At 38.0% G+C, this 14,545-nt stretch carries 11 protein-coding genes; 4 read left to right on the plus strand and 7 right to left on the minus strand.

Annotated elements, in window-relative coordinates; genetic code table 11:
- Window position 1: 1 nt before the first annotated feature.
- The gene (locus tag H5163_RS11470; RefSeq protein ID WP_182735161.1) at window positions 2-1,192 is read right to left on the minus strand and encodes a sodium:proton antiporter; all 1,191 of its coding nucleotides are present in this window, start codon (window positions 1,190-1,192) and stop codon (window positions 2-4) included.
- Window positions 1,193-2,404 (minus strand): tyrosine-type recombinase/integrase, encoded by a 1,212-nt coding sequence (locus H5163_RS11475; protein ID WP_182735162.1) that lies wholly within the window; start codon window positions 2,402-2,404, stop codon window positions 1,193-1,195. It lies immediately after the preceding gene.
- A 142-nt stretch (window positions 2,405-2,546) separates the two neighbouring features.
- Here H5163_RS11475 and H5163_RS11480 point away from each other — a divergent pair, with 142 nt between their 5' ends.
- Window positions 2,547-3,110, plus strand: coding sequence for a YSC84-related protein (locus tag H5163_RS11480; RefSeq protein ID WP_145239042.1), 564 nt, complete (start codon window positions 2,547-2,549; stop codon window positions 3,108-3,110).
- 135 nt (window positions 3,111-3,245) lie between these two features.
- Here the strand turns inward: H5163_RS11480 and H5163_RS11485 are convergent, their stop codons facing one another.
- Complete coding sequence (locus tag H5163_RS11485; RefSeq protein WP_182735163.1) at window positions 3,246-4,292, minus strand: patatin-like phospholipase family protein; 1,047 nt, start codon at window positions 4,290-4,292, stop codon at window positions 3,246-3,248.
- A gap of 73 nt (window positions 4,293-4,365) precedes the next feature.
- A complete protein-coding gene (locus H5163_RS11490; protein WP_182717275.1) occupies window positions 4,366-5,772 on the minus strand; it encodes a sodium:alanine symporter family protein in 1,407 nt (468 codons plus the stop codon).
- A gap of 295 nt (window positions 5,773-6,067) precedes the next feature.
- On the opposite strand from H5163_RS11490, the gene H5163_RS11495 reads away from it, so the two are divergent.
- Window positions 6,068-6,676: an AraC family transcriptional regulator gene (locus H5163_RS11495; RefSeq protein ID WP_259399806.1), complete on the plus strand. Its 609-nt coding sequence runs from the start codon at window positions 6,068-6,070 to the stop codon at window positions 6,674-6,676.
- Between the two features lie 88 nt (window positions 6,677-6,764).
- A complete protein-coding gene (locus tag H5163_RS11500) occupies window positions 6,765-7,631 on the plus strand; it encodes a DMT family transporter (protein WP_182735164.1) in 867 nt (288 codons plus the stop codon).
- A gap of 83 nt (window positions 7,632-7,714) precedes the next feature.
- Here H5163_RS11500 and H5163_RS11505 read toward each other — a convergent pair whose 3' ends face one another.
- The 3 genes from H5163_RS11505 to H5163_RS11515 all read right to left on the minus strand — a co-directional run bounded on the left by H5163_RS11505 (window position 7,715) and on the right by H5163_RS11515 (window position 10,946).
- Window positions 7,715-8,695 (minus strand): patatin family protein, encoded by a 981-nt coding sequence (locus tag H5163_RS11505; RefSeq protein ID WP_182735165.1) that lies wholly within the window; start codon window positions 8,693-8,695, stop codon window positions 7,715-7,717.
- 239 nt (window positions 8,696-8,934) lie between these two features.
- Window positions 8,935-9,930: an LLM class flavin-dependent oxidoreductase gene (locus H5163_RS11510; RefSeq protein WP_182735166.1), complete on the minus strand. Its 996-nt coding sequence runs from the start codon at window positions 9,928-9,930 to the stop codon at window positions 8,935-8,937.
- 257 nt (window positions 9,931-10,187) lie between these two features.
- Entirely contained in the window at window positions 10,188-10,946 is a 759-nt protein-coding gene (locus H5163_RS11515; RefSeq protein ID WP_182735167.1) for a rhamnogalacturonan acetylesterase, read from the minus strand.
- A 421-nt stretch (window positions 10,947-11,367) separates the two neighbouring features.
- Here H5163_RS11515 and H5163_RS11520 point away from each other — a divergent pair, with 421 nt between their 5' ends.
- A complete protein-coding gene (locus tag H5163_RS11520) occupies window positions 11,368-14,082 on the plus strand; it encodes a TonB-dependent receptor (protein ID WP_182735168.1) in 2,715 nt (904 codons plus the stop codon).
- The last annotated feature ends 463 nt before the right edge of the window (window positions 14,083-14,545 follow it).

Raw genomic sequence — 14,545 nt, forward strand, 5'->3', positions numbered from 1 at the left:
TTTATTTTAAATAACTATCAGCAATAGGCTTGGTGCTCATACCATGAATAAAAACACTAAATAAAATAGTTGTCATAGCAATCGTAGCTATAAGGTATTTATTTTCGATGCCGCTATCGATCACCATTAAAGTAAATACAATAGATGCTAAGCCTCTCGGGCCAAACCAAGCAAAAGTAAAACGTTCTTTCATTTTTAATTTAGTAAATTGTAATGACAGCATCACAGGGATAATTCGAATAAGCGTTGTACTCAGTAGTGCAAATACAGTAAGTGCCCATGATAATTCTGGCAAAACTAAATAGCTGCATACAAAACCAAATAAACACCAGATCAACAAACCAGTAAAGTCCGCGATGTGTTCACTATCTTCAACGAGTTTTAAGCGTAAAGCCTGATCGGTAAATCTATCAAAAATTAATCCAGCAACAAACACCGCAATAAAACCACTGCTATGCAAACTTTGTGCGATTGAAAAAATGGCCATTGCCATACCAACCACTAAAAATGGGCTACTATTATTTGAAAAATAATGACGTTGCATGGCAAATTTAATCGCGGGAATGATCAATCCCATTGCAGCAACTGCAACCAGAATAGCCACACCTAATTCACGCGCAAAAACAATGACCGTATCAAAAACCGAAAATGTAGATGCAGGCTCTTTTGCTAACAACATCAAGACTAAAAATATTGGCACACATAAACCATCGTTTAAACCACTTTCAGTATTGATCCCTTCACGAATTTTTTCAGGCACCGCGCTGCTATTTAATAATCCTTTACTAAGCGCTGCATCTGTCGGCGTTAATATTATTGCAACTAGTGCAGCTTGAATAAGTGTCAGCTGGGTAAACATTAAACTCGCAATAATAATTCCAGAAAACAAGGTAAGTGGTAAAGCAATAAAAAGTAATAGGCTAGGGTATTGAAAACTGTGTTTTAAAACCATCAGTTTGGTTTTTGCCGCATCAGTAAATAAAAATATGCTCAGTGTTAATTCTATTAAAGGTAATAAGTGATCTAAGTCTCTGGTTAAATATGCCGTTTTACTTGGTAGCATAAACCCGATCAACGCACCGATAATAACAAAAAACATAGGTCCGGTAATTTCAGCTCGCTCTAATTGATGCATAGATAATGAATAAATTAAAAAGGCTAAACCCACTGCAGCTAATACAACATATTCCATTTAGATTTTCCTTTTAAGTCCAGATTTTGCTCGTTCTTTGATATTTGTCTGAATATATATTTGATCGGTGGTGGCAATTTTTGCATGTCCTAAATCTTCTGATAAATGTTTTAAAGGGCGAGTTTGTGCATCATGCGTAGCACCAGTATGTCTGAGCCAATGCGCTGTTGCCGATTCTAGTTGCTCGGCATCATCAGTAAAGCCATCATCAAGTAAAGATTGTTTGGCTAAATCAAAACTTTGTTGAACTAAGCGACGAATTTGTCGAACGGTCATTCCGCCTTGACCACGAATTTTATGCACCAATGGATCAGATTCATCAACGCGGGGCAGGGCTGGTAAACCTCGGTACAACCTATAACGTTTTAAATAAGTTACAAAATCTTCACTGAGTGTGACATCACGTAATTTATTTCCTTTACCCATAATTCTTAAAAACCAAAAGCCATCATTATCTTGCCAAAAATGAGACATAACAGGCGACCATTGTGGTCGCTCTGATAGTTCAGAGATCCGTAAATAAAGACCTTTTAAACACGCTAAGGTAAATAAATTTCTTTCAAGATCAGGTTGTTGCTCACACTTATCACGTGTGACACCAAATACATATTCCCATTGAATATCACTCAAGGTATCAGGAATTTTTATTTGTGATTGCACAACTAAATAAGGGCTATTCTTTTTTACAACCGGTACAAAGTTAGCAAAGGTTTTTTCTTCTAAAATAGCAAACTTGTAAAATACATTTAAAGCAGTAAACATGGCCGCTAATGTTTGTTGGCTAGCAATAGATTCTTTGAGCATAAAAGGGCGCCAATTTTCGTTTAATCTACGGATCCCTTGCTCATCTTTATAGCGCCATTGCACTGAAGTCATCGCCCAGCTTTTATCGGGTTCGATCATAAAATCGACATAGGCTTCTATGTCTTCACGTTTTAATTCAAATACTGATTTTTCTGCGACTAACCAAGACCATAGGTAAAAGCGTTCGAGTTCGTTACGAAAACGATTATAGGTCGCTTCTGATTTTCGGCCATAAACATATAAAAATTGATACAAAAATACTAATTCTTGCTTAGATTCAGCGACAGTCAAGCCAACTTGCTGTATAAAGGTGGCAAGTTCTGGGTATTCTGATTGCATTGTATCATCTTCAAGATGGGCAATTTGATACCGTAATTGTTTTAATGTATCGACCAAAGCAACAAGCATAATATAGTTATTTCTAATAAAATAAAGTAGTTACAGTTTAACTTTAAAGTCCGATACTGTCTAGTATTGGACTTAGTGAATAATTATATTGTTAAGCTAATCAGATAATACCAAGGCAATGTTGCTGGTTTAAGGAAGGCATATGAAAAAGTTAATAGTTTTAAGTTTAGTTGCACTTACATTAGTCCTGTCTGGTTGTGCTACAACAGGTAGTGCTTCTCCAACTGAAAAGCGTAATCTAGTGCAAAATATGCGAGCAGATACACTCAGTAAATTATACAAAGAAAAACCAGATGTTAAAGAGCAAATTAAAAATGCCGCTGGTTATGCAGTATTTGATAATGCTAATGTCAATGTTGTTTTAGCCAGCTTTGGTGGCGGCTATGGTGTGGTTAAAAATAATTTGACGGGTAAATCCACTTATATGAATATGGGTGAAGCTGGTTTAGGACTTGGTTTAGGTGTTAAAGACTTTAACGTTGTAATGGTTTTTCATAATCAAGCTGCGTTAAATCGTTTTATTGAAAATGGTTGGGCCTTCGGTGGCAATGCCGATGCAGCGGCAAAGTACCAAGATAAAGGCGGTGCACTTGTTGCCGAAGCCATTGCAGATCAAGTAACTGTTTATTCATTAACCGAAAATGGCCTAGCATTACAAGCCGTACTAAAAGGCACTAAATTCTGGGTAGATTCTGAGCTAAATTAAGACCTCAAAACCCTTCTAAAAGTGGGCTAGTTCGTATGATTACGCCCACTTTAATTTATTTCAGCCTATTTAACATAACGTAATTTATGGGCTGTTAACTATTAGTGATAAAACTACATTACTTGATAGATTAGATCATTCAATTATTTTCAGCTCAACATTTTCGCTATTGAGTTTTTTATCAAAATCATCGGCTAGTTTTTCAGTCTCGCTAAATACTGTTCGCCAATATTTTATACGTGTATCCGCATCGAGATCTGTAAAGTCGTTTCTGTCGGGGATTTTTCCGTAAGGTAAGCTGGCGATGAATTTTTTAGAGGGAGTGATCATTACCACGTTATCGTAATTTTCAGCGGCGACTTTACGTTTTAAACTTTTATCAAACCACCCTGCTTTTGGATCTGAATTGAAATGTGGATATAGAATAAGTCCAGGATTGTTAATTTTAAAATCAAAGTGGTAATCAACAATACCACCATCGCGATACATGCCTGCAGGCGCGCCGGCAATATTTTTTATACCTTGCATTACCAGCGGTATTGATCCCGATGCCAGTAACGCATCTTTTAAATTGTCAGTGGTTAAATCTATATGTGTGGTTTTAAATTTATAACTGTCTTTAACTGCCAATTCACTGTTGGGCGCTTGAAAAATAATGCGTTCGTATTGGGTTGTTAAAAATCGTCTGTTTACACGATTGCTTAAATAGCTTTTGGTAAGTCCGAGTAACTGCAATGCTTTTAGTTCACTCGCTACTAAGCCATTGGATTTTGCGACAATAAAATGCGCTTTAAATACGGGGTTATTTATAATTTCGGTGACACCGTTATCGCCAAACACATCTTCGAGTAGTGCGCGGGCTTTAGTGGTAATTTCATTAGGAGTGGGTTTATTACTAGAATATCGGGTTTGCGAATACGATTTTGCTAAGCGTTCAATGGCCGCAACGGGATCGTTTTGTGAAAAACATGCAGATCTGAATGCTCCAGCCGATGATCCAATTAAATTGAGTTGCGATGATCGGTTTTTAAAAAACTCACCAAAAATATACTTATCTAAACCAAATAAAGTAAACCATTTAGGGCCACCGGATGCACCTAAAAAGGCATTAAAAAGGTCGGGCTTAAAACCTTGTTCTGTAATTATTTTTGCCGCAGTTTTACCTGCATATATATCAATCATAAAAATACTTAATCATTTTCAACAACCAGTAAGGTGAATACTTATGCAAAAAACCTCGCGACAATAGTCATGTTTAGTGCCAAATACCCTGCTCGGTTTTACCTTGAATGAGCACATTTTTTGCATTAAATTCAGGCTCAATACCTTCAGCTCGTTGCCTATTATAATCGTCTGTGACATTTAAAATAGTCGGGGTGAGCAGTATTATGGCAATTACATTGACAACTGTCATCAAGCCAAGAGCAATATCGGCTAAATCCCATACTTCTTTTAATGTGGCAGACGCCCCCCACATCATCATTGATAGATATAAAAATGTGTAAATGCCGCGCCCTACTTTATTATCGAGCTTAAATAAATGTAGGTTACTTTCGGCGTAAGCGTAATTAGCCACTACCGAGGTAAAGGCAAATAAAGTAATGGCTGCTGCTACAAAGTACACGCCCCCTTGTGCTAAATGTGCGGTCATTGCCGCTTGTGTTAAGCGAATGCCTGCCATCTCACCACTGATATCAATATCAGCCAATAAGATAATCACAGCGGTACAACTACACAACACTATAGTATCAAAAAACACCCCGAGCATTTGAATATACCCTTGCGTTACTGGGTGATTTGGAATGGGTGACGCACTTGCTGATGCATGCGGTACACTGCCTGCGCCAGCCTCGTTTGAATACAAGCCACGTTGAATACCGTTTTTGATTGCCGCACCCATTGCGCCTGCACCGGCTTCTTGCAGCCCAAAAGCAGATAAGAATATATCCTTCAACATAGCAGGTACTTGGGTGAAGTTAATCAAGGTAATAATCACAGCTGCCAGTACAAATACAATGCCCATCACCGGCACTACTCGCTCAGCAAAGCGGGCAATAGCTTTAAAGCCACCGAGTATAATAGAGCCTGCAAGCAAGGTTATGACTATGCCTGAATATAAGGTTGGAATTTCAAAAGCGAAATTAAGCGCATCAGTAATGGTGTTGGTTTGCATCGCGCTAAAAGTAAAGCCATAACCTAAGAACAAACACAACGCAAACGCGATAGCGAGACTACGGCTGCCTATTCCTTGTTGAATATAATAAGCGGGGCCACCTCTAAATTCGCCTTGGCTATCACGTACTTTATACACTTGGCCAAGTACGCTTTCTGCAAAACCGGTCGCCATGCCCAGTATGGCAATCACCCACATCCAAAATATGGCGCCACTGCCACCTAATGATATCGCAACAGCAACACCGGCTAAATTGCCAGTTCCAACCCGCGCACTTAATCCGGTGCACAGTGCTTGAAACGAACTAATGTCGTTTTTATTGCATTTGCTACTGCCTTTGAGAAGGCTGAACATGTGTTTAAATTTTAAAATTTGAATCAGTTTTAAGCGTACTGAAAACCAAATACCTGTAAACAGTAAAATGTAGATCAGTATTTGTCCTTCACCCCAAAGTAGGTTATTTATACTGCCTACGATTAAATCAAACATGTTTGCCCTTGTTATTATTTTTCAACCTGCAATAGAATACATATGCTGAATTTAAGAATATTTAGTTGGCAATACTTTATCTTGCTGATATAAATTAGCAAGTATTGAGTGTATTAAAATAACAAAAAGTTATTTACAACACCCTACAATTCCCTCCATGATTGTTTGTCATAGCAATTATTAAATTTAATAGATGAATAGCTTATCGATTCGATATTACACACGAAAAATCCACAGCCACCAGCACCACTATCACCAACTTGTTTTACCACTTAGTGGCTATATATAACTTGAAATGAATAATTTCGCGGCGCCTGTTGGTGTTGGTCAATGTGTTGTGATCCCTAAAAATACTCTACATGCGTTTAAATCAGATGAAAATGCACGTTTTATAGTGGCCGATTTATTAGAGCTCCCTAATAACTTAACGACGATGAATGCCCCCTGTTTCAGTATTGACGATAAATTAATGAGCTATCTAAGTTTTACCCAAAAGCAGTTGCAAGGTGTAACTAACATAGATGAAGCAGCGTTATGTTTTAATTTATTTTTGGTGTTACTCAGGCAACAAACTACCAATGCGACTATTGATCCGCGGATAAATAACGTTTTGTTATTAATAAAAAAAGATTTATCGATAGACTATACATTGAATGATATGGCTGCGGTTGCATGTTTAAGTGTTACTCAATTCAAAGCGGTTTTTAAGCAATGTATGCACACCAGCCCGGTTAAACATCACACGCAATTAAGAATGGAACATGCGCGTTCCTTACTTTGTTACTCTGATTTACCTATAGCAGTAATTGGTGAACAGGTTGGTTATAACGACCCATCAGCTTTTAGTCGCGCCTTCACTTGCTACTTCAAACAATCCCCACGAGACTTAAAAAAGCAGCTTTAGCGTCAACAATATCGCCTTTTAAGCACAGTGTTAGATAGTAAAATTGATAAACTACCTTTATCAATTAATTTTTAATTAAATGTTTGCTATGTCTACAATTTTCGGCGTATTAGCTATTTTTTTATGGGGCGCATTAGCATTGTTAGGTAATTTAACTAAAGCATTACCGGCTTTTCAATTACTATTTATGTGCTTCTTTGTGTCGTTCTTATTGCTGTTTATTAAACGGCTTGTTACCAAGCAGCCTTTGTTAACTCTGCCTACACTTGGTAAGGCGCAAACAATTATTGGCATAGTTGGTTTATTTGGTTTTCATTTTTGTTATTTTATGGCACTTAAATATGCACCATTGATCGAAATTAGCCTGATTGTATATTTATGGCCATTGTTATTGGGTGTTTTTGTCGCGCGGTCTGAAAAAAAAATAAATGCGATTATAGGCGGGCTGGTTGGTTTTATAGGGATCGTGTTTTTAATTAGTGATGGCAGTGGTTTTACTATCAATAGCCAGTACTTTTTAGGCTACCTATTTGCTGCGAGTTGTGCGCTATTATGGTCGAGTTATTCATTGTTCATGACTCGCTTTGATAATCACGTTGATGATATTGGTTGGCTTTCTCTTTATGTAGCTATTTTGGCCTTATTGGCACATATATATTTTGAACAAACAGTCACACGTTTTTCATTAACGCAGACTGTAGGTATTTTTTTGTTAGGGTTAGGACCTGTCGGTGGCGCATTTTACTTATGGGACATCGCTTTAAAAAGAGGTAATAAAACGTTACTCGCCTCTTTGAGTTTTTTAACACCGCTACTATCTACCGTGTTACTGGTTATGGCTCAACAAATACATTTTTCATGGTCAGTTTTAATTGCATTGGCATTTGTTTTAATTGGCGCAGCGATCAGTAATTATAAATGCAGGCCTCGGGTCGTTAATGCGAGCCATTTATGACTCGCTTATTAATTACAAACTAACAACACATGATACTTATCCAACTCACATACAACTGATAGGAATAAATTCATTAATACCAATTAGTTAGCCACAGCAACAGGGTGGGTATTGTTTGCTGGGTATTGCTCAGTAAAATAGTTATTACCTGCCAATAAACCTAATTTATAATCACGACGTAGATCATTGGTTGAACTACCAAGTAATTTGCTCGAAAGCTTTTGGTTTGCAAAAATTTGTATTATTTCTACATCTTTCGGAGGATTGGCAATAAATGCTAACTCATCCTCATACGCTTGTTCGTGTTGTAATAAGTAATCTAAGGTTTTTGGGCAATATCCTGATGCACAAACAAACGCTTTTAACTTGTTTACCCATGCCGATTGCGCTTGAAAGTCTTGATCAACTGTGCGGATCACCACAATTTTACGTGCACCACGATTGTAGGCTTCGCGCACTGGTAGTGGCGCAGCAAGGCCACCATCTAGGTAAAAGTCTGACTCAGCGTGTACGTCGGTTTTATCTATTTCATTAGCAGCTAATGCATTTAACCATGGCGTGAGTTTTACACCTTGTTTATATAAAAATGGCAGTGCACTTGACGCTTTCAATAGATCTCGCCATTGCTGGCCTTCACCGGTTGGTGATAAAAAATAAGGTTTTCGATCACGGGCATTAGTGGCGGTAATAAGTAACTCTCGTTCACCCAAACTTGCTTTTGCAGTTTTAAAATCAAGTGCTCTGTTAACTTCGGTAGTTTTATCAAAGTACCAGTCTAAGTCGACTATATGTTTACCAACTAAACCACGGCCTAATTGAAAAAATCGTTTGTGACGCGAAAGCCCTCTGATTAAGCGTTTGGCATACCCTTTTTGGCGAGCTAAATAGCTAGTAAGGTTTTGTGAACCTGCTGAAGTACCAATAAATAAATCGAATGGGTCATATTCATGTTCAAGCCATGCATCGAGTACACCTGCGGTGAAGATCCCTCGTTGCCCACCACCTTCCGCGATCAATGCTGTTTTATCGAAAGTATTTGTGATTTTGGGGTATTGAGGTTTCAAAATATGCCTTCCTTTGTAATTACTTTATTGGTTTATACCTTCATTTTAATGTGTTTAAATCAAACGTTAAAATTGATTATATAAATCGAATTGATTATAAAAACAGAACGCAAGCTTAAGTAAGATTAGTGCTGTGTTTTGCACTTTTAAGTAGAGTTCAGAAACTAGTAAACATTGTGTATTAGCTAGTTTCTGTATTATAACGGGGGTTAAGTGTACCTTAGCTTAATTTTCAGTGGTTATGCTTTTATTGACCGTAAAATCTCCAACGCGTGATGACGGTCGCTACTTTGGTAAAGATCATTGGTAAAAATGAACTCATCGACACCAAGCTCTTTGACTATCATATTTAGCTTATGAGCAATGGTCACTGGACTCCCTACCACAGATAATCCTAAAAAATTTTCAACCTGAGCCTGCTCTTGCTCATTCCATAATCCAGCCATGCTTTTAACGGGAGCTTTTAGCCATAAAGGATCACCACGTAATAGTGCTAAGATACGCTGTTTTGACGTGGTTGCTAAAAACTGTGCATGTTCATCGCTATCTGCTGCAACTAACGGTAAGCCAAGCATTACATACGGTTTGTCTAACACATCAGAAGGTTGAAATTCACGGCGATATAAAGCGATTGCATCATAAACAAAACGCGGTGCAAAGTGGCCAGCAAACACATAAGGGAGGCCTTTTTTAGCAGCTAGTTGCGCACTGTATAAACTGGAACCAAGTAACCAAATAGGTACATTGGTGTTCTCGCCAGGAATAGCGCGAACAGGGTGACTACCATCGTAAGGGCCTAATAAAGTTTGCAGTTCAGTGACTTCATCGGCAAAGTTTTCAGCGCGTCGTTCATCTCGGCGCAGAGCACGACTGGTTATATGATCGCTACCTGGAGCGCGACCTAAACCTAAATCAATACGCCCAGGGTATAAACTCTCTAACGTGCCGTATTGCTCTGCAACAATCAGTGGCGGGTGATTTGGTAACATAACGCCACCAGCACCTACTCGTATAGTTTTAGTTTGCCCTGCTATGTGGCCAATTAATACAGAGGTTGCCGCGCAGACAATTCCCGGCATATTATGATGTTCAGCCATCCAAAATCGGTTAAAACCGAGTTCATCAGCTTTTTGTGCATAAGCGACACTATTTGCAAGAGTACTTGAGACGGTGGCATCTTCTTTCATTGGGCTAAGCTCAAGTAAAGAAAACGGTATTGCAGATAACCCAGACATGCGTACTCCTCATTGCCTTTAATAAGTGATAAAGATAGTCAAAATAATTTAACCATCATTACATTAATGGGTCTGCTGGGTGGTTAATTCAATCATTGATTTTAACTACTCAATTGATCCTGTCGATTAAGCTAAGTGCAGAGTGATTATTGCATTAAATGCACTTACACTCATTCAATGCAATTACAATACACTAAATAAACTACACACGTTATTAGCTGTATCAAACATAACAATATGATTTATAAATATTATTTTTATTTTAAATGTTTTGGATCAGGTATGCGTAATTGTTTAACGAGTGGGTGATTTATTTTTTTCATTTCTATTAATACTAATTGAGCAACTTCTCGAGCACCGAGTTCATTGAAATGGGTATTGTCTTCTACGCCCATAGGGTAATTTGGATGCAAGTTAGGTGCTATATGCATAAAACGTAAGCGTGAGTTGATCCCACCAAGCTTTTGAAAATACTGTTGGGTCACTCGTTCCATGTCAATAAAATCGACCTCAGTCTGTTTAGCTACATCTCTTACTATATCAGCGTAAATAGGATGGCTGTCTTTGATCTGACCTTTTTCATCAAAATTACGACGCGTTACCGGAGTCATCAGTAATGGCTGTGCCTGCTTTGCTCTTACTTCAGCAATAAAATTAACTAGGTTTTGCTTATATTGCTCTGGTGTAGTGTAACGGTCCACTTTGTGTTTTGACTGATCGTTATGACCAAATTGAATGATCACAAAATCATCTTTATTAAGTTCATTTATAATCCCTGCCCACAAGCCTTCACTGATAAAGGTGCGTGTACTACGACCATTTTTAGCACGATTTTTAACGTAGATGCTGTCATTAAAAAAGATACTAAAGGGCATTCCCCAACCTGTTTCAGGGTAATCCTTCACTTCTTTAATTGACATGGTTGAATCCCCTGCCATAAAAAGCTGAACTTTAGTAGTTGCTGACATACTTGAAAAACTCATCATGATAAATATTGCTGCAATTAATTTTCCCATTCTACTCGCTCTTTGTCGTTTTTAAAAAATCAGTTTAGCTCGTAATAAAATTATTTTTTGTAGTTTAGTGAAAAATAATTTTTTTAAAATGTAGTTCCAGTTATAAACATACCACCAACTGCCACCGGTGGCAAATAACAAGTTAAATCATAGTGCTGAATAAAATTGAACCAGTCCTTAATGTACTTTTACTGCAAAAAAATGTAAATAAACCATGAAAAATGTAATTTCTTAGGTTTGACAATACGCTTTTTTAGATATAGCTTGATTTCCATGCCACCGGTAGCATTTGTATTTAGCTGATATTGCTATCGATTCAAATCATAGTTTTATGACATTTAATCATAGACTTATATTTGACTGGCTAAATAAAGTAATAAAAATAAAAGCTCAAATCAACAGCATAAAAAAGGAACACACAATGAAGACTGCAAATAAGTTCGTTCTCAAGCCACTTAACTGCATTGTTAGTGCCTTACTACTGGGCACAACATCGTATGCAATCGCAGCCGATGAACAGCCACAAACAGATACTAAAGCCCAAAATGACATTGAGTTAATTCAAGTAACTGGATTTAGATCATCATTAAATAAATCGTTAGCAACTAAACGTTTTGAAGTAAATACCACTGAATCTATCGCGGCTGAAGATATTGGTAAATTCCCTGATCTGAATATCGCCGAATCATTACAACGTATTCCTGGGGTAGCTATTTCTCGTGAAGGTGGTGAAGGACGGCAAATTACCTTACGTGGTTTAGGTCCTGCATTTACACGTACTACCTTAAACGGTATGGAAGTACCTGCTAGTACCGATGGCACAGACTCTGGTGGCGGCGTAAATGGTGGCCGTGCATTTGACTTTAATATATTTGCATCCGAACTATTTAATCGTGTTGATATCCAAAAAACGCCCACGGCCGCAACTGAAGAAGGTGGTATAGCCGGGACTGTTGATATGTATTCTGCACGTCCGTTTGACACAACAGGCTTTCATGTTGCAGCGTCTGCGCAAGCCGGTTATAACGACCTCACTGAAGAAGTCGACCCACGGATGGTATTTATGATCAGCAACACATTTGCTGATGATACAATCGGGGCTTTATTCTCTGTCGCAAAATCTGAACGCACCGTGCGCCAAGAAGGCTTTGGTACAGTACGCTGGACCACCCCCGTACTTGATGGTGGCGGTATCTATGCTGACACCTCTAATACTGAAGTTATTGGCACACCCAATACAGGGGACTGTGAGTTCGAAGGTCAAACAGTCGATGCTGTGAACTGCTTATATACGCCTCGCCTGCCTCGCCCTGATTTTTTCGGTAATGAACAAGACCGTTTAGGCTTTACCGGTTCATTACAATATGCTCCTAACGATGATCTGGTCCTTACACTAGATACATTACATTCAACTCTTGATAATGACCGTACTATGTACAACTTTTTCGAGATGTTTAGAAACACATTCAGCGAAATTACTCCTGAATCGATTACCATTGCTGACAATGGAAAACAGATCCAAGCAGCGACATTTAACGGCGTTAAATCTCGAGTAGAAAGTCGTCAGCAGATTTCAAAAACAAAATTTCAACAATACGTATTCTCAGCTAAATATCACTTATCTGATTACCTTCGATTAGACGCTATGGTGGGCACTGCTGAATCGGATGCTCGCTCTGAACAGTATCGTTATAACATGACCAATAACACACCTCATAGAGTATCGATGGATTTTGGCACCAGCAATAATACCGCTGTGATGAATTACGATTACGATACTCTAGATGCCAACTCCTTTGATTTAGCCGATGGGCGCTTACGTGCAACCGATGTACTACGAGAAAATGACACCGCTAAAATTGATTTATCATACGAGATGGATATGATGAATATCAAAGGCGGTATTGCCTATAACGACAGAACGGTTAGTTACGATGAATCACAAATAAACGGTTTTCCTGATCAAGATTCTGCAGCTGGATTTTCTCAGCTAATGCCCTACGATGATTTTGGCACCGGTTATGACGGTACGTTATCACCCTTTATAGTGGCTGATTTTGATGCAATAAATTCACAGCTTTTAGTAAAAGAGTGGGTGCCACGCAGTGCGCAGAGCTGGAAAGTTGAAGAAGAAACAATGGCTGCCTACATCGAAACAAATTTTGAGTATGAAATTTCAAGTATGCTGCTCAGAACTAATGCAGGTGTTCGCTATGTAAAAACTGAGACCACATCAACAGGTTTTATTCAAACTGATGCGGTATCAATCGACAATAGCTATGACAATATTTTACCAGTGCTAAATTTAGCCCTTGATGCAACCGATGATGTGATTGTAAGGCTGGGTTTATCTAAAACCATGACCCGCCCGAGTTTGAGTTCACTTAATCCTGGTAATCCATCGTTTTCATATTTAAACGGCACTGTTAGTGCGGGTAACCCATTCTTAGACCCATTTACCTCTACCAATACAGACTTTGGTGTTGAATGGTACTTTGCAGAAGAATCGCTATTAGCAGCAACCGCGTTTTACAAAGACATTGGCTCTTTTATAAAAAGTGATAGTGAAGAAAAACTAGTCGATCCTGCTTATTTACCTTTCATTGATAATGATCCGCAATATGATCCATCAAGTGCACTCGATCCTAGAACTACTCCTTACACACATTTCGTCCCTGTAAATGGTCAAGGAACTGTGATCAAAGGGCTTGAACTTATTTATCAGCAACCTTTTTCATTCCTACCTGGGTTGTTAAAAAATATGGGGTTAGTGTCTAACTATACGTATGTCTCTGCAGGTGAAATTACGGGTCTTTCTAAAAATTCTTATAACTTTACCCTGTATTATGAAGAAGAAAACTATGGCGCTCGTGCTTCAGTAAATAAACGCGACAATTACATCACTGATTACACGGGTAACAATGGTAATGCTGAAGAAGCGACATCTGGTCCAACACATTTTGACCTATCAGCCTTTTATAATATTAATGAAAATGTCACCGTAACATTTGAAGCAATTAACCTTACCGACGAGTATGAACGCCTTTATACAACGGGTGATGGCAGTTTAGATTTACCACGTGAATATAATCATACCGGCCGACAGTTCTTTTTAGGAATACGCTACAACTTATAAAGCAATGTTTAAACTTTAAATTCCCCTAAAGTAAACAGCTTAATTAACATGTTAATTAAGCTGTTTTTCTATGCGCACAATACAGACAACTCAATGTTAATTGCCTTTCTTAATTGATAATCATAAATTAATCACATACTAACAATAATACCTTATGTTGTAATTATACGACTAAAGTAGCGCATCAGTTATTTATAATTAAAACGAAGTGCAGCCGATGGCTAATAATCAGTTAAACCACAGTGCTTATAAATAATGTTGCACTTAAATGGTATTCGCACGCCATTGAAAATGTAAATTAAAGATGAATGATGTTATGTTTTTCGTTTGACATCACATCAATAACATTATACTTTCCACCCATGCCACCGGTAGCAAAAATAATTAATCAATACTTCGCTACATACTTTCTCGTTGTTTTTCCCATTATGGATTATGAGGTTAGGTGTAATAAGAATCAGAA

The organism is Pseudoalteromonas sp. SG44-8 (assembly GCF_014164125.1).
GTDB lineage: Bacteria > Pseudomonadota > Gammaproteobacteria > Enterobacterales > Alteromonadaceae > Pseudoalteromonas > Pseudoalteromonas rhizosphaerae.